The sequence below is a fragment of the Rhodanobacter sp. Root480 genome (assembly GCF_001426645.1).
Classification (GTDB): domain Bacteria; phylum Pseudomonadota; class Gammaproteobacteria; order Xanthomonadales; family Rhodanobacteraceae; genus Rhodanobacter; species Rhodanobacter ginsenosidimutans.
In genome coordinates this window covers 282,837-306,106 of the sequence record NZ_LMEX01000003.1, presented here as the reverse complement: position 1 = coordinate 306,106, position 23,270 = coordinate 282,837, and the positions used below count along the sequence as shown (strand labels likewise).

16 protein-coding genes and 1 other RNA gene are annotated in these 23,270 nt (G+C 67.3%); 12 read left to right on the top strand and 5 right to left on the bottom strand.

The annotated features are described in order from the left end of the window. Positions 1–37: 37 nt before the first annotated feature. Positions 38–901, bottom strand: a complete 864-nt coding sequence (locus ASD22_RS14095; protein WP_056084920.1) for a YicC/YloC family endoribonuclease — start codon at positions 899–901, stop codon at positions 38–40. A 90-nt stretch (positions 902–991) separates the two neighbouring features. On the opposite strand from ASD22_RS14095, the gene rph reads away from it, so the two are divergent. The 9 genes from rph (at position 992) to ASD22_RS16805 (ending at position 17,709) form a co-directional block, all read left to right on the top strand. Next, positions 992–1,726 (top strand): ribonuclease PH, encoded by a 735-nt coding sequence (gene rph, locus ASD22_RS14090; protein WP_056084917.1) that lies wholly within the window; start codon positions 992–994, stop codon positions 1,724–1,726. Between the two features lie 128 nt (positions 1,727–1,854). After that, positions 1,855–2,451 (top strand): RdgB/HAM1 family non-canonical purine NTP pyrophosphatase, encoded by a 597-nt coding sequence (gene rdgB / locus ASD22_RS14085; RefSeq protein WP_056084913.1) that lies wholly within the window; start codon positions 1,855–1,857, stop codon positions 2,449–2,451. Then, the gene (gene hemW / locus ASD22_RS14080) at positions 2,448–3,614 is read left to right on the top strand and encodes a radical SAM family heme chaperone HemW (RefSeq protein WP_056084910.1); all 1,167 of its coding nucleotides are present in this window, start codon (positions 2,448–2,450) and stop codon (positions 3,612–3,614) included. The genes rdgB and hemW overlap by 4 nt, the downstream gene beginning before the upstream one ends. A gap of 77 nt (positions 3,615–3,691) precedes the next feature. Continuing rightward, the gene (locus tag ASD22_RS14075) at positions 3,692–5,848 is read left to right on the top strand and encodes a DUF1631 family protein (RefSeq protein ID WP_056084908.1); all 2,157 of its coding nucleotides are present in this window, start codon (positions 3,692–3,694) and stop codon (positions 5,846–5,848) included. Between the two features lie 143 nt (positions 5,849–5,991). Next, complete coding sequence (locus ASD22_RS14070) at positions 5,992–8,184, top strand: DUF1631 family protein (RefSeq protein ID WP_235577650.1); 2,193 nt, start codon at positions 5,992–5,994, stop codon at positions 8,182–8,184. Next, the gene (locus ASD22_RS14065) at positions 8,181–8,537 is read left to right on the top strand and encodes a PilZ domain-containing protein (RefSeq protein WP_056084904.1); all 357 of its coding nucleotides are present in this window, start codon (positions 8,181–8,183) and stop codon (positions 8,535–8,537) included. The genes ASD22_RS14070 and ASD22_RS14065 overlap by 4 nt, the downstream gene beginning before the upstream one ends. A gap of 132 nt (positions 8,538–8,669) precedes the next feature. Next, positions 8,670–9,983: a Xaa-Pro dipeptidase gene (gene pepQ, locus ASD22_RS14060; protein WP_056084902.1), complete on the top strand. Its 1,314-nt coding sequence runs from the start codon at positions 8,670–8,672 to the stop codon at positions 9,981–9,983. Between the two features lie 500 nt (positions 9,984–10,483). Continuing rightward, positions 10,484–11,293: a sulfotransferase gene (locus ASD22_RS14055; protein ID WP_056084901.1), complete on the top strand. Its 810-nt coding sequence runs from the start codon at positions 10,484–10,486 to the stop codon at positions 11,291–11,293. An 83-nt stretch (positions 11,294–11,376) separates the two neighbouring features. Continuing rightward, positions 11,377–17,709, top strand: a complete 6,333-nt coding sequence (locus ASD22_RS16805; RefSeq protein ID WP_056084899.1) for an autotransporter-associated beta strand repeat-containing protein — start codon at positions 11,377–11,379, stop codon at positions 17,707–17,709. A 103-nt stretch (positions 17,710–17,812) separates the two neighbouring features. Here ASD22_RS16805 and cydB read toward each other — a convergent pair whose 3' ends face one another. From cydB to ASD22_RS14030, 4 genes are all read right to left on the bottom strand, one after another. Next, positions 17,813–18,823: a cytochrome d ubiquinol oxidase subunit II gene (cydB, locus tag ASD22_RS14045; protein ID WP_056084896.1), complete on the bottom strand. Its 1,011-nt coding sequence runs from the start codon at positions 18,821–18,823 to the stop codon at positions 17,813–17,815. A 2-nt stretch (positions 18,824–18,825) separates the two neighbouring features. Continuing rightward, complete coding sequence (locus ASD22_RS14040) at positions 18,826–20,211, bottom strand: cytochrome ubiquinol oxidase subunit I (RefSeq protein WP_056084895.1); 1,386 nt, start codon at positions 20,209–20,211, stop codon at positions 18,826–18,828. A gap of 214 nt (positions 20,212–20,425) precedes the next feature. After that, positions 20,426–21,736 (bottom strand): aminopeptidase P N-terminal domain-containing protein, encoded by a 1,311-nt coding sequence (locus ASD22_RS14035; RefSeq protein ID WP_200946376.1) that lies wholly within the window; start codon positions 21,734–21,736, stop codon positions 20,426–20,428. Between the two features lie 59 nt (positions 21,737–21,795). Then, positions 21,796–22,359 carry a UPF0149 family protein gene (locus ASD22_RS14030; RefSeq protein WP_056084892.1) on the bottom strand — a complete coding sequence of 188 codons (564 nt, stop codon included), beginning with the start codon at positions 22,357–22,359 and terminating at the stop codon, positions 21,796–21,798. Positions 22,360–22,469: 110 nt separating this feature from the next. Here ASD22_RS14030 and ASD22_RS14025 point away from each other — a divergent pair, with 110 nt between their 5' ends. The 3 genes from ASD22_RS14025 to ssrS all read left to right on the top strand — a co-directional run bounded on the left by ASD22_RS14025 (position 22,470) and on the right by ssrS (position 23,252). Further along, positions 22,470–22,694 (top strand): TIGR02449 family protein, encoded by a 225-nt coding sequence (locus ASD22_RS14025; protein ID WP_056084889.1) that lies wholly within the window; start codon positions 22,470–22,472, stop codon positions 22,692–22,694. After that, the gene (zapA, locus tag ASD22_RS14020) at positions 22,694–23,008 is read left to right on the top strand and encodes a cell division protein ZapA (RefSeq protein ID WP_056084886.1); all 315 of its coding nucleotides are present in this window, start codon (positions 22,694–22,696) and stop codon (positions 23,006–23,008) included. The genes ASD22_RS14025 and zapA overlap by 1 nt, the downstream gene beginning before the upstream one ends. A 58-nt stretch (positions 23,009–23,066) precedes the next feature. After that, positions 23,067–23,252: non-coding RNA, 6S RNA (gene ssrS / locus ASD22_RS16470), on the top strand. Positions 23,253–23,270 lie beyond the last annotated feature (18 nt).

Genomic DNA, 23,270 nt, shown 5'->3' with positions numbered 1-23,270 from the left:
CAACCGCGCCTGCATGGCAGAAACCGGCATGCCTTGCTCATTCAATGTTCTGCACCTGCTCGCGCATCTGCTCGATCAGCACCTTCAGCTCCACCGCCGCATTGGTGCTGCGCGCATCGACCGACTTCGAACCCAGCGTATTCGCCTCGCGGTTGAACTCCTGCATCAGGAAATCCAGTCGGCGCCCGACCGGCTCTTTCAAGCCCAGCACGCGGCGCGTCTCGCCGATATGCGTGCTGAGCCGGTCCAGTTCCTCGTCCACATCGATGCGGGTGATCTGCAGCACCAGCTCCTGTTCCAGCCGGCCCGGCTCGACCGGTTGCTTCAGGTCGGCCAGCCGCGTTTCCAGACGGGTGCGCAACCCGGCGCGAATCTGCGGCATCCAGCCGCGCACGTCGGCCACCACGCGTTCGATCGCATCGAGCTTTTCGCCGAGGATCTCGCCCAGCTTCGCGCCCTCGCGCTCGCGGGTGGCGGTGAGCGCATCCAGCGCGCGGTCGAGCACGTCGAACAGCGCCGCCTGCTGCGCCTCGGGATCGTTCTCGGCCTGCTGCATCACACCGGGGAAGCGCAGCAACTCGGTGAACTGCACCTGCAAGCCGGGGAACAGCGCGGCCATGTCCAGGTTCAGTTCGGACAACCGGGTCAGCAGCGCATTGTTGATCTGCAGCGACTCGCTGCGCGCATCGCTGCCGGTGCGGCGCACGGTGAGATCCAGCTTGCCGCGCGACAGCTTCGCCGCCACCCGCTCGCGCAGTTGCGACTCGAAGCTGCGCAAGTCGTCCGGCAGGCGCGGGCTCAATTCCAGGTAACGGTGATTGACCGTGCGCAGCTCACAGCTGAGCGTGCCCGCGGGGCCGGTGGTTTCGGCACTGGCGTAGGCCGTCATGCTGCGGATCATTCGGTGTTTCCGGGCGTGGGTAAAGGACGCAATGGTAAACTCTCCGGTCCCGCCTTGCCCAATCCGGCCAAGCGACGCGAAGGAATCCCCATGAATGCCCCTACCCGCCCCAGCGGCCGCGCCAGCGACCAGCTGCGCACGGTCACCATCGAACGCCACTACACCCGCCACGCCGAAGGCTCGGTGCTGGTGAGCTTCGGCGACACCCGCGTGCTGTGCACCGCCAGCATCGAGGACCGCGCGCCGGCATGGCTGCGCGGCAAGGGCGAGGGCTGGATCACCGCCGAATACGGCATGCTGCCGCGCGCCACCAACACCCGCATGCAGCGCGAAGCCGCGCGCGGCGGCCAGGGCGGCCGCACCATGGAAATCCAGCGTCTGATCGGCCGCAGCCTGCGCGCCTGTGTCAACCGCCAGGCGCTGGGCGAACGCGTGATCACGCTCGATTGCGACGTGCTGCAGGCCGATGGCGGCACCCGCACCGCCGCCATCACCGGCGCCTACGTGGCGCTGTCCGATGCCGTCGCCGTGCTGATGAAGCGCGAAAACCTGAAGCGCAACCCGATCGTGGGCGCTATCGCCGCCGTTTCCGTCGGCATCTACAAAGGCACGCCGGTGCTGGATCTGGACTACGCCGAGGATTCGAACTGCGACACCGACATGAACGTGGTGATGAACGACGGCGGCGGTTTCATCGAGATCCAGGGCACTGCCGAAGGCCATGCGTTCCGCCGCGACGAAATGGACGCGATGCTGGCGCTGGCCGAAAAAGGCATCGGTGAACTGGTCGCAGCGCAGCGTGCTGCGCTCGCTTCAATCAAATAACGCGGTCGCGCGCTAGCGCGATAACTCCCCTCTCACGCTTGCGGGAGAGGGGCCGGGGGAGAGGGCCGTCTGCGGTCACCATAACCCTCAAAAAAACGACTCCACCCCGGCACCCCAGGAACCCACCCATGCACCGCATCGTCCTTGCCAGCAGCAACCCCGGCAAACTACGCGAGTTCAACGCGCTGTTCGCCGACAGCGGCTGCGAGGTGGTCACCCAGGCCAGCCTGGGCATCGACGATGTCGAGGAAACCGGCCTCACCTTCGTGGAAAACGCCTTGCTCAAGGCGCGCCACGCGTCGCAGCTCAGTGGCCTGCCCGCGCTGGCCGACGACTCGGGCCTGTGCGTGGAAGCCCTCAAAGGTGCGCCCGGTCTGTACTCGGCCCGCTACGCCGGCGGCCACGGCGACAGCGCCGCCAACAACGCGAAGCTGCTGCGGACGCTGGACGGCATGCCGCCCGATCAACGCCGCGCCTTCTTCATGTGCGCACTGGTGTTGCTGCGCCACGCCACCGACCCCACGCCGCTGATCGTCGAAGGCCGCTGGCACGGCCACGTGCTGGATGCGCCACGCGGGCCGGGAGGCTTCGGCTACGACCCGCTGTTCCTGCCCGATGGCCAGACCCAAAGTGCCGCGGAACTCGACCCCGCGCTGAAAAACCGTCTCAGCCACCGCGGCCAGGCCATGGCCAAACTGCAGGCGCGGCTGGCCGAGCTGACATGAGCCTGATCGCGCCACCGCTGTCGCTGTACATCCACATGCCGTGGTGTGTGAAGAAGTGCCCGTATTGCGACTTCAACTCGCACGGCCTGCGCAACACGCCGCCGCCGTACGCCGAGTACATCGATCACCTGCTGGCCGATCTGGACGCCGACCGCGTGGATTTCGGCGCGGCGCTGGCCGGGCGGCCGGTGGTCAGCATCTTTTTCGGCGGCGGCACGCCCAGCCTGTTTTCGCCCGAACTGATCGAACGCCTGCTCGACGGCGTCCGCGAACGGCTGCCGCTGGCGGCGGATGCCGAGATCACGCTGGAGACCAACCCCGGCACGGTCGAGCACGGCCGTTTCGACGGCTACCTGAAGGCTGGCGTCAACCGCATCTCGTTCGGCGTGCAGAGCTTCGACGACGACAAGCTGCGCCGACTGGGCCGCATCCATTCGGCCGCGGAAGCCGAGCGTGCGGTGAAATCGGCACAGGACGCCGGCTACGCCAACATCAATCTCGACCTGATGTATGCCCTGCCCCAGCAGATGCTGGAGGGCGCGCTGGCCGACGTGGATCGCGCCGTGGCGCTGCAGCCCACGCATATCTCGCACTACCAGCTGACGCTGGAACCGAACACCGTGTTCGCCGCCAACCCGCCGCCGCTGCCCGATGACGACCACGCCTGGGCCATGCAGGAGGCGTGCGAGGCGCGCCTGGCCGCCGCGGGTTACGGCCAATACGAAATCTCCGCCTACGCCCAGCCAGGTCGTCGCTGCGCGCACAACCTCAACTACTGGCGCTTCGGCGACTACCTGGGCATCGGCGCCGGCGCCCACGGCAAGCTCAGCAACGCCGCCAGCGGGCAGGTACGGCGGCGTTGGAAATCGCGCAACCCGCGCGCCTACATGGACGCCGCGGGCACGGCCGCGCGGATCGGCGGCGACCAGATCGTCACGGCCGGCGAGCTGCCGTTCGAATACATGTTGAACGCGTTGCGACTGATCGATGGCGTGCCGCTGCAGGATTTCGGCGAGCGCACCGGCTTGTCATTGACCACGATCGCCACCTCGCTGAACGACGCGCAACAGCGCGGCTGGCTGCACCCCGACCCGCAGCAATTGCGCACCACCGCACTGGGCCAGCGCTTTCTCAACGACGTGATCGCCAGTTTCCTGGCTTGAGTGGCAGTGACAAAACGCTCATGGTTACGTCACCGCATCGGGCATAGACTCGGCCTATCGCGTTGTCCGGGATCACTTTGAAGATCGAGCTCACCGAAGACGCGCCGTCCCCTGAAAAGCCTGGTTGGCCGGCGCGCACACAACGACTGGTGGATGAAGTGCGCGGCCTCTGCGCCACCTGGCTGCACGAGCCGCTGCGCGCGTGCCTGGGCGATTTCGACCGCCGCCTGCACGACAAGTCCGACCGCACGCGCAGCCACGTGGATCAACAGCGCTACCTGGCCACGCGGCAAACCCTGCTGCAGGGACGGCAGGTTTTCGAAGAGCGTTTCGTGGCCAGCATCGACCGTGCGTTTGCGCAGATCGGCACCGCCACGCCACCCACCGCGAAGAAGCCGGGACTCACGCTGAGCCTGCTCGATGCGGTCGAGCACGAACTGACCGCCGCGCTGGATCAGCTGGTGGCGCGCAACGAGGCACGCAACGGCCCGCTGCTGGTGGAGCTGAGCTATCGCCTGGCCGTGCTGGTGGCGGCACCACCGCTGGAAGGCGAACGGCTGCCGCTGGGGCCGCAAGCCATGGCGGCCGCGTTCCGCGACGCCAGCGCCGCGCTCAACCTGCCCAGCGAGCACGACGTGCTGCTGTTGCAAAGCCTGGAAAGCACCCTGGTGCCAGGGCTGGCCGGGCTGTATGAAATCATCAATCGCCACCTGCTCGCCGAAGGCCTCCTGCCGCGCCTGCGCGCGTTTCCCATGGCGCGCACACCGGTGCGCAAGCAACCGCCCTTGTCGCTGGAAGCCGCGATAACGCCAGCACCCGCCACGCCACCGGGCAAAACCACGGCGGCCAGCGCACTGGACCTGCTGCGCGAACCGTTGATCCGTCGCCGGCTCGCCAGCCCGACTCGCAACGATGCCGGCCTGGTAGCCACGGAAGAGGAATTGCGCGCCGCGCTGACCGCGCTGCAACAGCGCCCCAGCCTGATCCCCGGCCATGCCGGCGGCGCGCCCGCCAGCGCGACGCAACTGCGCCGTGCGCTGCTTGGTTGCCTCAACGTGGCCGGTGCCAGCAAGGCGCCATCGTTTGCCGATGCTGCCAACGTGCGCCTTGGCGACGAGCAGGACGACATCCTGGAGCTGGTGGCGCGGCTGTTGCAGTCGCTGGCCGGCGCCATGCGCCCGGCCGGAAAGGCCCGCGCCCTGCTCGGCGATCTGCAACTGCCGCTGCTGCGCCTGGCGCTCGCCGACCCGGGTTTCTTCGAGGCGGGGCATCCGGCGCAGTCGCTATTGGGCACGTTTGCCGACGCGGCGCGCGACTGGATCGAGGACAGCGACAGCGAGGCCGATCGCGGTGTCATCAGCTCACTGCACCAACTGGTGGATCGCGCCATCTGGGAGCCGCCCACCGCCGCGCTCTACACCGCGTTGCAGGGCCAGCTCGATGCCTATCTGGCGCAACTGCAGCGCAAATCGCAGCTGGCCGAGCGGCGTCATGTGGAGGCGATGCAAGGGCACGACCGGCTGGAGCAGGCACGCCAGCGCGCGGCGCAGCTGATGGCCGAACGCAAGGACCCCAGCCGCCCGGAAGGTGGCCTGCGCGGGCTGATCGACCGTGCCTGGACCGACGTGCTGGCGCTGACCCTGTTGCGCCACGGCGAACAGGGCGAGGCGTTTTCCAGCCGGCTGCTCATCACCGACCAGCTCTGCGGCAAACGCCCCGTCAGCAACCAGCACGCCCTGCGTCACGGGCTGGAAACCGGCCTGCAGCAGATCGGCATGCCGGTGGAAGAAAGCGCGGAGCTGGCCCAGTGGCTGTTCGCCAGCGACGCCGACCCGGCCTCGCGCGGCCCCAGCACCACCAGCCTGGCGATGCGGTTGAAACATCGCCTCGGTGACACGCCGGCGGCGGACGCGACAGGCAATCGCGGCGACGACGAAACCGATCCGCGCGTGCGCGAGGCGCTGCAGCAGTTGCGGCAGAAACCCGCGGGGGACTGGTTCGAATTCGCCGCCACCCAAAGCGCGCCCATCCGCGCGCGCAAGCTCGCCTGGTACGCCCCGCATGGCGGGCGTTGCCTGCTGCTCAACCGGCGTGGCCAGCCATGGGAAAACATCACCTTGCCGCAACTGGCGCAAAAACTGGTCACCGGCGAGGTACGGCCCTGCGCCGCCCGGAAACCACCGTTGCTACCACCCGCCTGGCGCGCCATGACCGACGCCCCGCAGCAACCGTGATGGCTGCTGCCACGGCGCCCGTGGCACGCGCCACGCTGCCGCTGAAACAGCATGACACGCCCACGACAACCGGCATAAACTCGTCGTTCCGGAAAACGACGGGATCTGCCATGGACGCGGAGCAGCTTCGACGCGGTTCACTTGTGTCCGACCCAGCGCCAGATACCAGTCGCGGCCGCTGGCCGGCCCGGGCCCAGCGTTTGCTGGAAGATATCTGCGCCCGCTGCGTGGCCGAGCTGCACCAGCCCCTGCAACGAAGCCTGGCCGCGTTCGACCAGCACGTCTTCATGCGCGCCGAGAAAGCGCACCAAGCCAGCGAGCAACAGGAATATTTCGCCACCCGCCAGCGGGTGCAGCAGGATCGCGCGGCCCTGGGCCAGCGTTTCGCCAACCGGCTGGTGGTCTCGTTCGACCGCATCGGCCACCACACGCCGGCGCCGACAAATCATCTGGGCACCTGGGGCCAGCTCGAATTGCTCGACCCGGTCGAACACGAGCTGAGCATGACGCTGGAGCAGTTGTCGGCCCGCGCCGAGGCGCGCCACGGCACCGTGCTGCATGAGCTTGGCTACCGTCTCGGCGTGCTGGTGGCCGCCCCGCCGCTGGAAGGCGAAGCGCTGCCGAACGGCCCGCGCGCGCTTATCCACGCGTTCCACCACGTCAGCGGCTCGCTCGCCCTGCCGCTGACGCAGCAGCAGACCTTGCTGCATTGTTTCGACCAGTCGGTGCTGCGCACGCTGGGGCCGCTGCTGGCCGCGGTGAACGCGCGGCTGCTGGACGACGGCATCCTGCCGCGCTTGCGCGGCACGCAGCTGCCGCGCCACGTCACCAGCCGGCCGCATGCCGTACCCACGCCCGACGCTGCGCCAGCAGCTGCCACGCGAAATGCCCCGGCGGCGCACGAGCCGATCGCGGTGCTCGAATCGCTGCGCGACCTGCTGTCGCAGCAGCGCAGCACCGACGGCACTGGTAGCGGCCAACCCGCCGGTCGCGCCGCCAGCCCGGAAGAACTTCAAACCGCACTCGCCGCGTTGCAGGCGCACCTGGTCGCCGTCACCGATCACGCCAGCCGCGAGTTGCGCAGCGCGCAGCGGCTGCGCGACGAGCTTCTGGTCCATCTCAACAGCGGCAAGCCTGCCGACGCGCCGCGCACCGAGCTGAGCAGCGAGCAGGGCGACACGGTGGAGCTGGTGGCGATGCTGTTCGAGCAGCTCGGCGAGCAATTGCAGCGCAACGGCAATGCCAAGGCACTGCTCGGCGGCCTGCAGCTGCCGCTGCTGCGGGTGGCGATGACCGACCACGATTTCTTCGAACGGCCCGAACACCCCGCGCGGCAGTTGCTGGATACCGTCACCACCACCGCCAACGACTGGTTCGACGGCGGCGACGAGGAAAGCAACCGGCCGCTGGCGGCCAAGCTGGAACAGCTGGTCTCACGTGCCCGGCAGGAGCCGCCCAGCGCGGACTTGTATGCCAGCCTGCTGGCCGACATCAAGCGCCATGTCGAAGTGCTCAGCCGCAAGGCGCAGGCAGCCGAACATCGTCATCTGGAAGCCGCGCAAGGTCGCGAGCGGCTCGACCAGGCCCGCCAGCGCGCCACCGAACTGATGGCCGAACGCTTCGCACAGTCACCGCCGCGTGGCCTGCTGCGTGCGCTGCTGGATCGCGCCTGGTCCGACGTGCTGGCGCTGACCCTGCTTCGCCATGGCGAGGACAGCGAGGCCTTCGCGGCGCAGCTGCAGGTCACCGACCAGTTGCTGGGCCGGGTGCCGACGACCGACCGGCAACAGCTGCGCCAGGACGTGGAAACCGGCCTGCAGCAGATCGGCATGCATGCGGAGGAGGCCGAACAGGTCGCCCAGCGCCTGCTGGGCATCGACAGCGCCGCCCCCGCGGTGGACCTGCCCAGCGCCACCGACCTCGCCATGCGCCTGAAGCATCACCAGCGGCTGGGCGAGCAATCCGATCAGCCCGAACCCGCCACGCAGGTCCAGCCACCCGTCGACGCGCACGAGCGCGAGATCCAGCTGCGACTGCGCCGGATGCCGTTCGGCAGCTGGTTCGAGTTCGAGGACGCCGCCACCGGCCAGATCACCCGACGCAAACTCAGCTGGTACTCGCCCATGTCCGGCCGCTGCCTGATGGTGACCCGGCGCGGCCAGCGCGGCGAGGAAATGACCCTGGCGCAACTGGCCCATGACATTGCCCGCGGCCGCGCGCGCGAAATGCCCACGCCGCGCGAAAGCCTGCTCGACCGTGCCTGGCACGGCCTGACCGGCGCCTTGCGCCAATCCACCACCCCGAGCGCCGTGGCGCAGGGATACCGTCGCCCATGAATTCACCCGACAACCCCGCCAACCAGCGCCGCAGCGAGCGCAAGCCGATCAACTTCACCGCCGTGGTGACCGACGTGATCAGCGGCCAACCGCTGGGCCACCTGGGCAACCTGTCGGTGGGCGGCATGATGCTCATCAGCTCCAAGGCACCGCGCAACGAGGCCCTGTACCAGGTCAGCCTGACCCTGCCGGCGCAGCCCGGCCTGCAACCATCGCAGCCGATCGAAGTGGGTATCCAGGAACAATGGCAGGCCGCCGCCGCCAGCCCGGGGCAGATCTGGGCCGGCTATCGCATCGTGGCAATCAGCGATGCCGACGCCGGCCACCTGGACCGCTGGCTGGCGCAAGCCTGACCTTCTTCACTGGCCGGCCACCCGCCGCCGTCGCATCATCGGGCCACCGCTTATCGCGGCCGTACCCGCGCGACGCCGTGATGAAACCCTTCGCGCCGCCCCGCTGCGGCCGCCTCGACGAAGGGAAAAACCATGCACGATCAGCTCGCCGCCCTGTACCCCCAACACCTGGCCACCTTGCGCGAACGCGCCGACAAGGCACTGGCGCTGGGCGGTTTCGACCATCTGCTGATCGCCGCCGGCATGCCTACGGAAAAATTCCTGGATGACCAGGATTTCCCGTTCGCCGTCAATCCGCATTTCAAGCACTGGCTGCCGCTGACCGACGCGCCGGGCAGCTGGATCATCCACTCGCCCGGCAGCAAGCCGAAGCTGGTGTTCCTGCAGCCGCGCGATTACTGGCACGTGGTGCCACAGGCGCCGCAGGGCTACTGGGTCGAGCATTTCGAGATCGTGATCGTGCGCAACGCGGCCGAGGCGCTGGCTGCCCTGCCCGCCGGCAACCGCGCGGTGATCGCGCCCGGCCCGGTCGAGGGCGTGGAGGTAAACAACCCCGCCACCGTGTTCGATTATCTGCACTGGCATCGCAGCTTCAAGACGCCGTACGAACTGGCGCTGATGCGCGAAGCCAGTCGCATCGGCACCCGCGCCCATCGCGCCGCTGGCGATGCCTTCCGCGCGGGCGCCAGCGAGTTCGACGTCCACATGGCGTATCTCGACGCCGCCCGCCAGATCGAGGCGGAGCTGCCGTACGCCAGCATCGTGGGCCTCAACGAGCACGGCGCCGTTTTGCACTACAGCAGGTTCGACCGCACACCGCCGCCGTCCAGCCGCTCGCTGCTGATCGATGCCGGCGCCAGCGCCGCGGGTTATGCCAGCGACATCACGCGCACCTACGCCGCCGCGGACGCCGGCGAATTCCAAGCCCTGATCGACAGCGTCGACGCGGCCCAGCAGGGCTTCGTGTCGATGGTGCGCGCCGGCCAGAGCTACCCCGACCTCCACATCCACGCCCACCACGTGCTGGCCGGCGTGCTGCGCGAGCACGGCGTCATCCGCATGAACGCGGAAAGCGCGGTGGAGTCCGGCGTCAGCAGCGCGTTTTTCCCCCACGGCCTGGGCCATTCGATCGGCCTGCAAGTGCACGACGTGGCCGGTTTCCAGCAGGGCGAACGCGGCGGCACCATCGCCCGCCCCGCCGGCCATCCTTACCTGCGCATGACCCGCACGCTGGAGCCGGGCATGGTGGTGACCATCGAACCTGGCCTGTATTTCATCGACATGCTGCTGGCCGAACTGCGCGATAAACCGGTGTCGAAGGACATTGACTGGAACAAGGTAGAAGCCTTCAAACCCTACGGCGGCATCCGCATCGAGGACGACGTGGTGTGCACGGACGACGCGCCGGAGAACCTGACCCGCGATGCGTTTGCGCAAGCCAGCTGACCCGACCCAGCGCCGTCGTCACAACCGCTCCGTACACCTGCCGAGCGGTAGCCGATCCCAACCATTGGCCGAAAGATCGGCACAAAGCGTGTTTTCGCCGGGAAACAACATGGGCATTGGCCTGAGCCCGGCCCTGATCGTCGAGAACAGCGGCCCGGTGCAATAACGCCGGCACCACCTGCTGGTCGAACTGATCGATTCCGGCGCGCAGGGCACCATCGCGCACATCATCGGTCTGCCAACGCCGCTGGCTCGACCGGTTGCGTCTGCGGCAGGACGCCCCGCCGCCTGTACCCGGAGTCCGCGAAGAACGCCAACCAGCGGCATACGTGACGATGGCCGCCGCTTCGGCATTGCCAACGGAAGCTGCCGTGGCAGGTTATGGCCGCGTCGTTCCCTGGGCTACACAAACGCGAGCCGTCCGGCTACCGTGATGACGATCACGAGGTTTCGTTATCCACCGTCAACGTCAAGTGCCGGCGGGAACAGGGGGCAGGCTCTTGGCGCGTATTCACTTTATTTCCGGGTTGCCGCGTTCCGGCTCGACCTTGCTGGCGGCATTGCTGCGGCAAAATCCGCGCTTCCACGCCGGCATGAGCGGGCCGCTGGCCGGCATGGTCGGCGCGTTGCTGGCCGAGATGAGCGGGCGCAACGAGTTCTCCCTGTTCATCGATGACGCTCAGCGCCAACGCGTCGTGCGGGGCTTGTTCGACAACTATTACGCCGACTGCGGCGCCGAGGTGATCGTCGACACCAGCCGCGCCTGGTGTGCGCGGATAGGAGCGATGGCGCAACTGTTTCCCGACGCGAAAGTGATCGCTTGCGTGCGCCACGTGCCGTGGATCATCGACAGCATCGAGCGGGTCATCCAGCGCAACGCGTTCAGCCCATCGTCCATCTTCAACTACTCCCCCGGCGGCACCGTCTACACCCGCGCCAACGGCGTGGCCGGCACCGACGGTCTGCTGGGCTATGCCTACGACGCGCTGAAGGGCGCGTTCTACAGCGAGCACGCCGACCGGCTGCTGCTGGTGCAATACGAAACCCTCACCACCGATCCGGCCAGGGCTCTCAAGGCCATCTACGAATTTCTCGGCGAGCCGGCCTTCGCGCACGACACCGACCACGTCGACTACGACGCGACGGAGTTCGACCAGCGTGCCGGCACGCCGGGATTGCATACCGTGCGGCCCCGGGTGGCCGCGATCGAACGCAACACCATCTTGCCGCCGGACCTGTTCCGCCGCTTCGAGAACGACGCCTTCTGGCGCGACCCCAAGCTCAATCCGCGCGGCGTGCGCATTGTCTGAAGCCCACGCCGGCCTTCATTCGGGCCGTTTGCCGATAACCCCATCGCGTCAATCGTCCTAACCGGCGTGCCGAGGAAAACACCATGAACCGTATCTACCGTCTGGTCTGGAACCGCGCGTTGCGCGTCTTGCAGGTGGCATCCGAACTGGCATGTACCCCAGGCACCGGCAACGCGGTGAACGCCAGCACCTCGCCCCTGCGCAAGCATCCGCTGGCGCTGGCCTGCCTGGCCGCACTGGCGCTCGGCACGCTCGCCTCGCCAGCGTGGGCGGCCAGTTGCACCGTCAACGGCACCTCGTACGACAACTGCACGCAAGGAACGGCAGGAAACACCGGAACCGGCGCATCCGGAGCAACTGGCGTGCTGGGCACAGATGCGGCAACTCTGGGGCAAACAGGCGGCGACGGTGGCTATGGTGGAAACGCTTCCACAGCGACCGCCGGGACAACGGGTGATGCCGCGACCACCGGCTCCACGACCGTTGCCATCGACAGCGCACTCGCCGGCGGCGACGGCGGCAACGGCGGCAACGCAAATGGCGGTGCCGGTGGCAGCGGTGGCTGGCCAGTGCAAGGCGGCAATGGGGACGGCGGCAATGGTGGCTCGGGCGGGGATGGCGGAAGCGCAGGGGCAGGTGGCAACGGCGGCAACGTCATCAACGGATCGGGGTTCACGATAGACAACAGCGGAACGCTTGTCGGCGGCACCGGCGGCGCTGGCGGCAACGCCTTCGGCGGAACAGGCGGCAGAGGCGGCCAGGGTGCGAACAATACCGGCGACAGCGGCAATGGCGGCGTCGGCGGCAACGGCGGCAGCGCCGGCAACGGCGGCAGCGGTGGCAACGGCGTGGATGGAAGTGACTTCCAGCTCACCAACCTCGGAACGATCACCGGCGGCCACGGAGGCAGCGGTGGTATCGCCACGGGTGGTATGGGCGGCCTCTCCGACTACCCCGGGGCCCCCGGTGGCCAATGGGGCACGACGGGAGCCAACGGCAACCCCGGCAACGCGGGCATTGCTGGCGCCGGTGGTATCGGCGTGGTCTCCACGGGCGGCAGCACCATCACGACAGCGGGCGTCATTGCCGGTGGCCTGTCTGGCGACAACGCGACGCGTGCGGATGCCGTGCGCCTGTCCGGCGGCGACAACACGCTGACCCTGGAAAATGGCTACAGCTTCACCGGCAACGTGGTCAGCAACAGCGGCGCGGCGAATGGTGGCGACACCCTGGCGCTGGGCGGCGACACCGACCCCGCCACGGCTTTCGACGTGTCCCACATCGTGAGCACCGCGCCGACCTCCTACACCGGCACCCCGCAGTACTACGGCTTCACCGCCTACAAGAAAACCGGCACCAGCACCTGGACCCTGACCGGCGCAGGCGCTGGCCCGGCATGGCAACTGCTCGCCGGCACCTTGCAGATCGGCGACGGCACCACCACCAGCTCCGTCACCGGGGCGACCGGAATCGACGGCGCGGGGGCTACCAACGGCACGGTTGGCGGTAATTCAGTGGCCGCCAGCAGCGGCACCACCCTGACCGTCATGCTCAGCGGCACAGCCCAAGGCGGCAACGGCGGCGAAAGCGGCAGCGGCTATGGCGGCAGCGGTGGCGCGGGAGTCAACGGCGCCAGCGTCACCGTAAGCAATAGCGGCGTCATCACCGCTGGCGATGGTGGCTACAGCTCAAACAGCACCGGCGGCAACGGCGGTAATGGCGTCAGCGGCTCCGACTCCACCGTAAGCAATAGCGGCGCCATCACCGCTGGCGATGGTGGCTACAGCGCCAGCACCACCGGCGGCAACGGTGGTTACGGCGTCGGCGGCTCCGGAACCAGCGTGACCAACAACAGCGTCATCAACGGCGGCGCTGGCGGCGACGGCTACAGCAACGGCGGCAACGGCGGTGGCGGCGTCAGCGGCGACAATCTCGGCCTGACCAACAACAGCGGCGGCAGCATCACCGGCGGCGCTGGCGGCGTCGGCAACAGCAGTGGCATGGGCGGCAACGGCGCCAGTGGCAACAATCTGCGCATGACCAACGCCGGCGCCATCACCGGCGGCGTCGGCGGCGAAAGCTCCAGCAGCGGCAGCGGCAGCGGCAGAGGCGGCACCGGCGGCGCCGGCATCAGCGGCGACAATCTCAGCCTGACCAGCAACAGCGGCAGCATCACCGGCGGCGCAGGCGGCGAAAGCGGCGGCTTCGGTGGCGCCGGTGACGTCGGTGGCCACGGCGGTAATGGCATCAGCGGCGACGCTCTCGTCGTAACCAACCGCAACATCATCAGCGGCGGCGCAGGCGGCAGCGGCCACAGAAGCAACAGCAGCGGCGGCAGCGGCGGCGACGGCATCAGTGGCCCCAAGCTCATCTTGACCAACAACAGCGGCGGCACCATCAGCGGCGGCAAAGGCGGCATCCGAGGTGGTACTGGCGGTGTCGGCGGCAACGGCGGTAACGGCGTCAGCAGCTCCGAGCTCAGCTTGACCAACAACAGCGGCAGCACCATCACCGGCGGCGACGGCAACGGCGTCGGCAGCAAGGGTGGCAATGGCGTAACGTCCACCGGCAACACCAAGATGACCAACGCCGGCACGATCCGGGGCGGGAAGAACGCTAACGGCAGCCGGGCCGACGCGGTTAACTTCAGCGGCGGCGGCAACCAGTTGACGCTGCTGAAAGGCTACAGCTTCGTCGGCAACGTGATCGGCAGCGCCAACAGCGACATATTGGTATTGGGCGGCAACACGAATGCCACCTTTGCCGCTTCAAACCTTGTCACCACGTCACCCACGTCGTGGAGCGGTACGGTCAGGTACTACGGCTTCACCGAATTCACCAAGACCGGCACCAGCACCTGGACTCTGACCGGCACCACGGCGGTGGTTACGCCGTGGACGATCAGCGCCGGCGCGTTATCGGTATCGAGCGACGGCAACCTCGGCGATACCAGTGGCGGGTTGTTGCTGAACGGCGGCACGCTGGAGGTAACCGGCACGGCGTTCACCACCACGCCGCGAGCGATCACCCTGGGCAGTGCCGGCGGCGGGTTCGACATCGCTGATGCCAGCAACAACTTCACCGTATCGCAAGCACTGTCGGGCAGCGGCACGTTGTCCAAGAGCGGCGATGGCACGCTGACGCTTACCGGCGCCAACACCTATACCGGCGGCACCACGATCACGGCCGGTACCCTGCAAGGCGATACCGCCAGCCTGCAAGGTGACATCGTCAACAACGCGGCCCTGGTGTTCAAGCAGAGCACGGCGGGCACCTTTGCCGGCGCGATGTCCGGTAACGGGGCGCTACGTATCGACGGCGGCACCACCTTGGTGCTGGATGGCAACAGCAGCGCATTCACCGGCGCCAGCACAGTGCAGGATGGCACGCTGGTCATTGGCAGCGTCGCCGGCAACAGCGCCGCACTGGGCGGCAGTGTCACGGTGGACAGTGGTGCCACGCTGGGTGGCCATGGCCGCATCGGCGGCGGCGTCGCGCTTGATGCCGGTGCCCACCTGGCACCGGGCAACAGCATCGGCACGTTGACCATCGACGGCGATCTCACCGCCGCGCAAGGCAGCGTGCTGGACTTCGAGTTGGGTACGCCCGGCGCGACCCTTGCATCGTTTGGCAGCGGCGACAGCGTGACAGTGGGCGGCAACCTCAAACTCGATGGCGCCACGCTCAATGTCAGCGATGCCAGCGACTTCGGCCCCGGTCTGTACCGCCTGTTCAGCTATGGCGGCAGCCTGACCGAAACCAACGGCGGCATCAGCCTTGGCAGCACGCCGACAGGCGCGATACTGCAGATCCGGAACCTCACCGGAAACAAGCAGATCAACCTGTTCAACGCGACCGGCCTGACACTGAACCTGTGGAACGGCAACGGTCTGGCTGACGCCACACAAATGGGTGGTGGCGACGGCACCTGGTCAACCACGGCAGCGAACTGGACGGATGCCAATGGCAACACCACCGCTCCAATGACCCCCCAGCCGGGCTTCGCCATTTTTGGTGGCACCGCCGGGACCGTGACGGTAGACGGCAACAGCGGCGCCGACCCGGTCAGCGCACTGGGCATGCAGTTTGCCAGCGACGGCTACACGTTGACCGGCGACGCGCTGACTTTGGTTGGCGATGCCGGCGCGGCACCGATCATCCGCGTGGGTGATGGCAGCGCAGCGGGTGCAGCCTATACCGCCACGATCAACAACGTGCTAGCCGGCAACGACGGTTTGACCAAGGCCGACCTCGGCACCCTGGTGCTTGCCGGCGCCAACACCTACACCGGCGGCACTACGATCGGCGCCGGCACCTTGCAGATCGGCAATGGCGGCGCGACCGGTTCGATCACCGGCGATGTCCTCGACAACAGTACCCTCGCCTTCGACCGAAGTGATGACCTGAGCTTTGCCGGGGCCATCACCGGCACGGGTTCGCTGGCGCAGAACGGCAGCGGCACGCTGACGCTTACCGGCGACAACACCTATACCGGCGGCACCACGATCACGGCCGGTACCCTGCAAGGCGATACCACCAGCTTGCAAGGCAACATCGTCGACAACGCCGCACTGGTGTTCAACCAGAACACGGCCGGCACTTTTGCCGGAGCGATTTCCGGCAGTGGCTCGCTGACCAAGATCGGCAGCGGTGTAGTCACCCTCTCCGGTACCAACAGCTATGCCGGTGGCACCACGATCACGGCCGGCACCCTGCAAGGCGACACCATCAGCTTGCACGGTAACATCGCCGACAACGCCGCACTGGCGTTCAACCAGCACGGCAACGGCACGTTTGCCGGCACCCTCTCCGGCAATGGCACGCTGACCAAGGCCGGTGACGGGGAGTTGATTCTCAACGCCATCAATTCATTCAGCGGCGCAACCCACGTCCAGGCCGGCACCTTGATTGTCGGCGACGATGGCTACGACGGCGCGAGCCTGGGCGGCATGGTCAACGTCGCCAGCGGCGCCACGCTGGGCGGCTTCGGTACGGTCGGTAGGCTGGATCTCTACGGCACGTTGGCACCGGGCCACAGCATTGGCACGCTGCACGTAGCCGGTGACGCCACTTTCCGCAGCGGCTCCATCTACCAGGTGGAAATCACGCCGGATGGCCAAAGCGACCAGCTGGCCGTGGCGGGCAAGATCAGCATTCTGGGTGGCACTGTCATGGTGCTGGCACCGGATGGCGATTGGACCCCCAAGACGAGCTACACCATTTTCAGCGCGGGCGATGGCATTGACGGCCAGTTCGACAGCATCGGCAGCAACCTGGCCTTCCTGGCCCCACTGTTCAGCTACAACGCCACCAGCCTGGAGCTGGTATTGGAGCGCAACGACGTCAGCTTCAGTCAAGCCGCGCAAACGGGCAACCAGAAAGCCACCGCCGACGCGGCCGAAAGCCTGGGCATAGGCAACCCGCTCTACGACGCGCTGGTCAAGCTGGATGCACCCACGGCACGCATGGCGTTCGGGCAACTTTCCGGCGAAATCCACGCCAGTACGCGGACCGCCATTGCCGACAACGATCGGTATGTACGCGATGCCGTCAATCAGCATCTGCTGGGCCCGGGCAACGAAGCCAGCGCCGACGGCGTCGCGGCCTGGGTCAGCGCCTGGGGCCACGGTGGTCATCACGACAACGATGGCCAAGCATCGAGATTAGACACGACCGGTAGCGGCCTGTTGGTGGGTGCCGACCTCGCCGTGGGTGCATCGTCGGTGGCCGGTGCGGTGCTCGGATCGGGCCAGGCCACCGCACGAATCGCCAGCCAGGGTTCGTCCGCGCATGTGCGAAACCGGCACATCGGTGTGTACGGCAGCACCGACCTCGGCGTGGTGCAATTGAAGGGCGGCGCGATCTACAGCTGGCAACGGGTGGACACGAGCCGCTTCATGGCCTTCGGCGATTTCGCCGATACCGCGAGCAGCCGCTACGACGCCCACACCACCCAAGTCCATGTCGATGGCAGCCACGCGTTCGCGCTGGGCAGCAGCACCCTCGCACCGTTCGTGAACGTGGCTTGGGCGCGACTGGATACGCCCGCCATCCACGAGAATGGTCGTGCCGCCCTGAGCACCCACAGTCAACGCGATACGCTGACGGTCGGCACGCTGGGGCTACGCGGGATGTTTGCGCTGGGCGCGCCCGACGACGGCACGCATGCCCATATCAGCCTCGGCTGGCAGCACGCATGGGGTGATGTGCGGCCAACCAGCACGATGCATTTCGCCGACGGCGGCAGCAGCTTCGACATCACCGGCGTGCCGGTGGCGCGCAACGCGGCGGCACTCTCCGGCGGCGTCAACTTCATGCTGGCAAGCAATGTGTCCGTAGACGCCACCTACAGCGGGCAATTCGGCAACCACGCCACCGACCAGTCGGCGCGGATGAGCCTGACCTGGCGGTTCTGAGGCATACGGCAAGGGCGTGGGCACTTCGGTGCCCGCGCCCGACCGCCCGCCGGGAGCGGCTTCGGCTTTTGCAAATCCCAAATCCCGAACCCGAATCCCCGTCCTAGTGATACCCCTCCCCCGCGCGCACCTTGCCGCGAAACACGCGGTACGAGTACGCGGTGTAGAACAGCACCACCGGGATCATGATCGCCGCGCCAACCAGCACGAAGCCTTGGCTGGACGGCGGCGAGGCGGCGTCCCAGATGCTCATCGTGGGTGGCACGATGTTCGGCCACATGCCGACCACCAGGCCCAGGAAACCCAGCGCGAAGAAACATAGCGCCAGCACGAACGGCGCCACCTCGCGATTGGCCAGCACGGCACGCCACAGCCATGCGGCCACCACCACGGTGAGGATCGGCAGCGGCGACAGGTAAAGGAAGTTGGGCCAGGCGAACCAGCGATCCATCAGCCGTGAATCCAGGAACGGCAGCCACGCGCTGACCATGATCATGAACGCGATCACCGCCAGCATCAGCGGCCGGGTCAGATCGCGCGCGATGCGTTGCGGTCGGCCCTCGGTCTTCAGTACCAGCCAGGTCGCGCCGAGCAGGCCGTAGCCGAACACCAACGCCATGCCCGTGAGCACCGAGAACGGGCTGAACCAGGCAAACGCGCCGTGCAGGTACTTGCCGCCTTCCAGCGGCATGCCCTCGACGATGGCGCCCAGCATCAGGCCCTGCGCGAACGCGGCGACGACCGAACCCAGGTGGAACCCCACGCCCCAGATGCGCCGCGAACGGTGCGCGCGGAAGCGGAATTCGAACGCCACGCCGCGGAAGATCAGCGCGATCAGCATGGCCAGCACCGGCAGGTACAGGCTGGACAGGATGACCGCATAGGCGCGCGGAAACGCGGCCATCAACCCGGCGCCGCCCATCACCAGCCAGGTTTCGTTGCCGTCCCAGATCGGCGCGGCGGTGTTCATCATCAGCTCCTGCTGCGCCTCGTCATCGGCAAACGGCGCGAGGATGCCGATACCCAACACGAAGCCGTCCAGCAGCACGTACATCATGATCGCGAAGCCGATGATGAGGAACCAGACCACCGGCAATGTCGTGGAAAGTTCCATGCTCAATCCTCCCTGCGGTCGTCGACCGCCGCCAGCGGCCGCGCGGCCGTGGCATTGAAACTCACCCGTTCCGGCGCAGTGTCCGGCCCGGTGCGCAGTACCTTGAACAGGTACCAGCTGCCGAAGCCGAACAGGATCATGTAGGTCACGAAGTAGACGATCAGCGAAGTCAGCACGCTGGACGCGTGCACCGGGCTGGCCGCGTCGACCGTGCGCAGCACGCCGTAGACAACCCATGGCTGGCGCCCGATCTCCGCGGTGTACCAGCCGGTAAGCAGGGCGATGAAACCGGCCGGCATCATCGCCATCCAGCAACGCAGGTACCAGCGGCTGTCGAACAACCGTCGTCGCCACCACAGCAGCAGGCCGACCACCGCCAGCGCCAGCATCAGCAGGCCGAGGCCCACCATGATGCGAAAGCTGAAAAAGGGTGCCGCCACCGGTGGCCGGTCTTGCGGCGCGAAGTCCTTCAGCCCCTGCACCTCACCATTCCAGCTGTGGGTGAGGATCAGGCTGCCAAGATGCGGCACGTCGACGGCGTAATCGTTGCGCTCGGCCTTTTCGTCCGGCCACGCAAACAAGGTCAGCGGCACGCTTTTTTCGGTAGTCCAACGCGCCTCGATCGCCGCCAGTTTGGCCGGCTGATACTCGCGCACCACCAGCCCCGACATGTCACCGACAAGGATCTGCAGCGGGATCACGATCGCCACGAACGCCAGCGCACAACGCAGCATCAGCTGCGCCTTGTCCTGCCACACCCCGCGCAGCAGGTACCAGGCCGACACGCCGCCAACCACCAGGCCGGTACTCAGGAAGCAGGCCAGCACCATGTGCACCAGCCGCGTCGGAAATGAGGGATTGAAGATCGCCGCCCACCAGTCGGTGGCCTGGATCACCCCATCGACCATCGTGTAGCCCTGCGGTGTCTGCATCCAGCTGTTCGCCGCAAGGATCCAGAAGCTGGAGATCAGCGTCCCCAGCGCCACCATGCAGGTGGCGATGAAATGGGTGCGGTGGCTGACCCGGTTCCAGCCGAACAGCATCACCCCGAGGAAGGTGGCCTCGAGGAAAAACGCGGTCATCACCTCGTAGTTGAGCAGCGGCCCCAGCACGTTGCCGGCCACCGTCGACAGACCGGCCCAGTTGGTACCGAACTGGAAACTCATCACGATGCCGGAGACCACGCCCAGCCCGAACGATCCGGCGAACACTTTCATCCAGAAGAAATAGAGATCGCGCAACATCGCACTGCGCTTGCGCAACCAGAGCGCTTCCAGAAACACCAGCCAGCTCGCCAGGCCGATGGTGAATGCGGGAAACAGGATGTGGAACGACATCACGAAACCGAACTGGATTCGCGACAGGAATTCGGCGGTCGGCACAGTCATCTCCCGCGGGACGAATGGGCGGACTATAGGCTTGGCGATGTGAAAGCCTCACCATCGCGACGATTCGCCACGCCGTTGGTCGGCAGGGTCGCTCCCTTCTCCCTTCGGGAGAAGGTGGCCCGCTGGGCCGGATGAGGGTACGGTCGAAGACGAGTTCCCCACTCCTGCCGAACCCTCTCCCCAACCCCTCTCCCGAAGGGAGAGGGGCTTCATATCAGCGCATCGCCAACAAGGCTTCGATCTCATCCGCCCCGCGCGGCAGCGCGGCACTGAGCACCTCGTTGCCCTCGCGCGTTACCGCCACGTCGTCCTCGATGCGGATGCCGATGCCGCGCCAGCGCTCCGCCACCGAGAGATCGTCCGGCGCCACGTACAGGCCCGGCTCCACCGTCAGCACCATGCCCGGCTCCAGCAGGCGCGAGTCGCCGCCCACGCGGTAATCGCCCACGTCGTGCACGTCCAGCCCCAGCCAATGGCCGGTTTTTGCCGGGAAAAAGCGCCGGTAGCTGCCGCTGGCCACCGCCGCGTCGGCGTCGCCTTTCAGCAGACCCAGCCGGCACAGGCCTTCGGTCAACACCTGCACCGCCGCCGCATGCGCCGCATTGAACGGCTGACCTGGCCGCACGGTGGCGATGGCCGCCTGCTGCGCCGCCAGCACCACGTCGTAGAGCGCGCGTTGCGCGGTGCTGTAGCGGCCATTCAACGGAAACGTGCGGCTGATATCGGACGCATAGCCGTCCATTTCGGCGCCCGCATCAATAAGCAACAAATCGCCATCGTGCAGCGGCGCGCGGTTGGCGCGGTAATGCATCACGCAGGCGTTGACGCCGGCGGCCACGGTGGGAGCGAACGAGGCGACCGCGCCGTGGCGGCGAATCGTCCGCAGCAGCTCGGCCTCCACCTCGTATTCGTGCGTGCCGCCGCGCGCCACCTGCCAGGCCGCGCGATGCGCCTCGACCGCGATAACGGCGGCGGCGCGCATCAATTTCAGTTCGCCGCGCGACTTGTACAGGCGCAGGTCGTGCAGCAGATGACCCAATGCCGCGAATTCCTTGGGTACCACGCCACCGCCGCGCAATTGGCGCAGCCGGCGCATCCAGCCCATCAGTTGCGCATCGAATTCCGGCTCGCGGCCGAAGTGACAATAGACGCGCGCGCGCCCTTCGATCATGCCGGGCAGGATGTCGTCGATGTCCTCGATCGGAAACGCGTCGTCCATGCCGAAGTCGGCGACCGCACGCTCGGTGCCTACCGACTCGCCGTGCCAACGCTCATGCTCCGGATCGCGCTCGCGGCAGAACATCACCGCCTCGCCGTGCTGGCGACCCGGCAGCAGGGCCAGCACCGCGGCGGGTTCGGGCCAGCCGCACAGATAATGGAAATCGGAATCCTGCCGGTACGGCCAGGCCGCGTCGGCGTTGCGCATGCGCTCGGGCGCGGCCGCCAGCAGCAGCACCGCGTCGTCGCCGGCCATGTCCATCAGCTGCCGGCGGCGCCCGGCAAACTCGGCAGGGCTCAGCGCCAGCGAACCATCGCGACCGCTCGCGATGCCACCCGTGGACGCCGGATTCAATGAAGCGTGATTCAATGCAGCGTGCCGCTGGCCGGATCGCTGCCGGCGGTGCATTCGGTGTGCAGCAGCAAGGCGCCCACACGCACGAATTCCTGCACTTCGATCAGCGCATCCTCGTCTTCCTCCTCGTTCTGGAAGTCGAACGCGGAACCGGCAATCGTGCCCAGGTCGCGCAGGATCTCCTGCGCCTCGTCCGACAGCTTGGCGTGGGCCGGCGCGCCGGCGAGGCCGAAGCCGCCCAGGAAGCCACGGCACCATTCCACCAGCGCCTCGGCGCGTTCGACCAGCGGGCGGTCGTCTTCGGGCAGCAGCGGCTCGAAGCCCAGCTCGGGATCGGCCAGCTCGGTTTCGCTCTGCCGCGCCAGTTGCCGCAGCAGGGCGACGTCGTTCGCTTCCGGTGTCTCCACCTCGGCATCCAGGTGCAGCGCCGCCAGCACCGAGGTACCGCGCAGCGAGCCGCCGCCGGCCAGGTAGCCGCACAACGAGCCGTGCAATTCGCTGGCATCGGTGCCCAGTTGCAGGCGCATGATCACCGCGTCCAGTTGGTCATGACTGACCAGTTCGGTGTCTGCCATGGCGTACTCCTCTGAAGATTTGGCGGCCAGTTTAGTGCAGCCCACCGCGACCGCTTCATTCGTGTCGGCGACCCGCTGACTTCGCTGGGCGTACTGCTATAGTTTCACGCATGAATACGCCTGATGCCGTTCAGCATGAGATAGCCGCCCTGGCCGAGCAGCTCGATCGCCTGCTGGAAACCGTGCGGCGCCTGACCGAGGAAAACCGCAGCCTGCGCCACAGCCAGGAACAGCTGACCGGTGAACGCGCGGGCCTGATGGCACGCAACGAACTGGCCCGCAGCCGGGTCGAGGCGATGATCCAGCGACTGAAATCCCTCGAGAGCAACGGTTGATGAACACCCCTGTCAGTGATCCGGTCGCACTGCGTCTGATCGATCGTGAGTTCCTGATCGCCTGCTCGCCAGAGGAGCGCGAGGGGCTGCTGGACGCGGCGGTTTTCCTGGACCGCAAGATGCGCGAACTGCGCGCCAACGCGCGCGCGCCGAGCTTCGAGCGCCTGGCCGTGCTGGCCGCCATCAGCGTCACCCACGAGCTGATGGCCCTGCGCAAACAGCATGAGACGCAGGAACAGCGCCTCAGCGAAGGCCTGGCCACGCTACGGCACAAGCTCGATGCGGCGTTCGAGGAAAACCTGGTCAAGCGCTGAACCGCGGCCGTGCGCCGCACTCGCTTTCCGGCGACCAGCCTTCTAGAATCAACCCCGGCGTTTTCTGTGATGTGCGCCAGCACACTCTTACATTTGCCTTGTTCCTAAATACGGCCCCGGGTCGGCTTCACATCGGTTGTTGTGCATGTCCGCCACGTGCGGAAAGCCTCGAGACCATGTAGCCCTCCCACCTGATCCTCGTGGATCAAGGTCGTTTGGTGGGCAGCGGCATTGCGGTTGACGCCACCCTTTCGCGCCCCGT

Excerpts from the sequence above, each read along its gene's own strand:
- ASD22_RS14095 (WP_056084920.1), bottom strand. The coding sequence starts at position 901 with ATGATCCGCAGCATGACGGCCTACGCCAGTGCCGAAACCACCGGCCCC.
- rph (WP_056084917.1), top strand. The coding sequence starts at position 992 with ATGAATGCCCCTACCCGCCCCAGCGGCCGCGCCAGCGACCAGCTGCGC.
- rdgB (WP_056084913.1), top strand. The coding sequence starts at position 1,855 with ATGCACCGCATCGTCCTTGCCAGCAGCAACCCCGGCAAACTACGCGAG.
- hemW (WP_056084910.1), top strand. The coding sequence starts at position 2,448 with ATGAGCCTGATCGCGCCACCGCTGTCGCTGTACATCCACATGCCGTGG.
- ASD22_RS14065 (WP_056084904.1), top strand. The coding sequence starts at position 8,181 with ATGAATTCACCCGACAACCCCGCCAACCAGCGCCGCAGCGAGCGCAAG.
- pepQ (WP_056084902.1), top strand. The coding sequence starts at position 8,670 with ATGCACGATCAGCTCGCCGCCCTGTACCCCCAACACCTGGCCACCTTG.
- ASD22_RS16805 (WP_056084899.1), top strand. The coding sequence starts at position 11,377 with ATGAACCGTATCTACCGTCTGGTCTGGAACCGCGCGTTGCGCGTCTTG.
- cydB (WP_056084896.1), bottom strand. The coding sequence starts at position 18,823 with ATGGAACTTTCCACGACATTGCCGGTGGTCTGGTTCCTCATCATCGGC.
- ASD22_RS14040 (WP_056084895.1), bottom strand. The coding sequence starts at position 20,211 with ATGACTGTGCCGACCGCCGAATTCCTGTCGCGAATCCAGTTCGGTTTC.
- ASD22_RS14030 (WP_056084892.1), bottom strand. The coding sequence starts at position 22,359 with ATGGCAGACACCGAACTGGTCAGTCATGACCAACTGGACGCGGTGATC.
- ASD22_RS14025 (WP_056084889.1), top strand. The coding sequence starts at position 22,470 with ATGAATACGCCTGATGCCGTTCAGCATGAGATAGCCGCCCTGGCCGAG.
- zapA (WP_056084886.1), top strand. The coding sequence starts at position 22,694 with ATGAACACCCCTGTCAGTGATCCGGTCGCACTGCGTCTGATCGATCGT.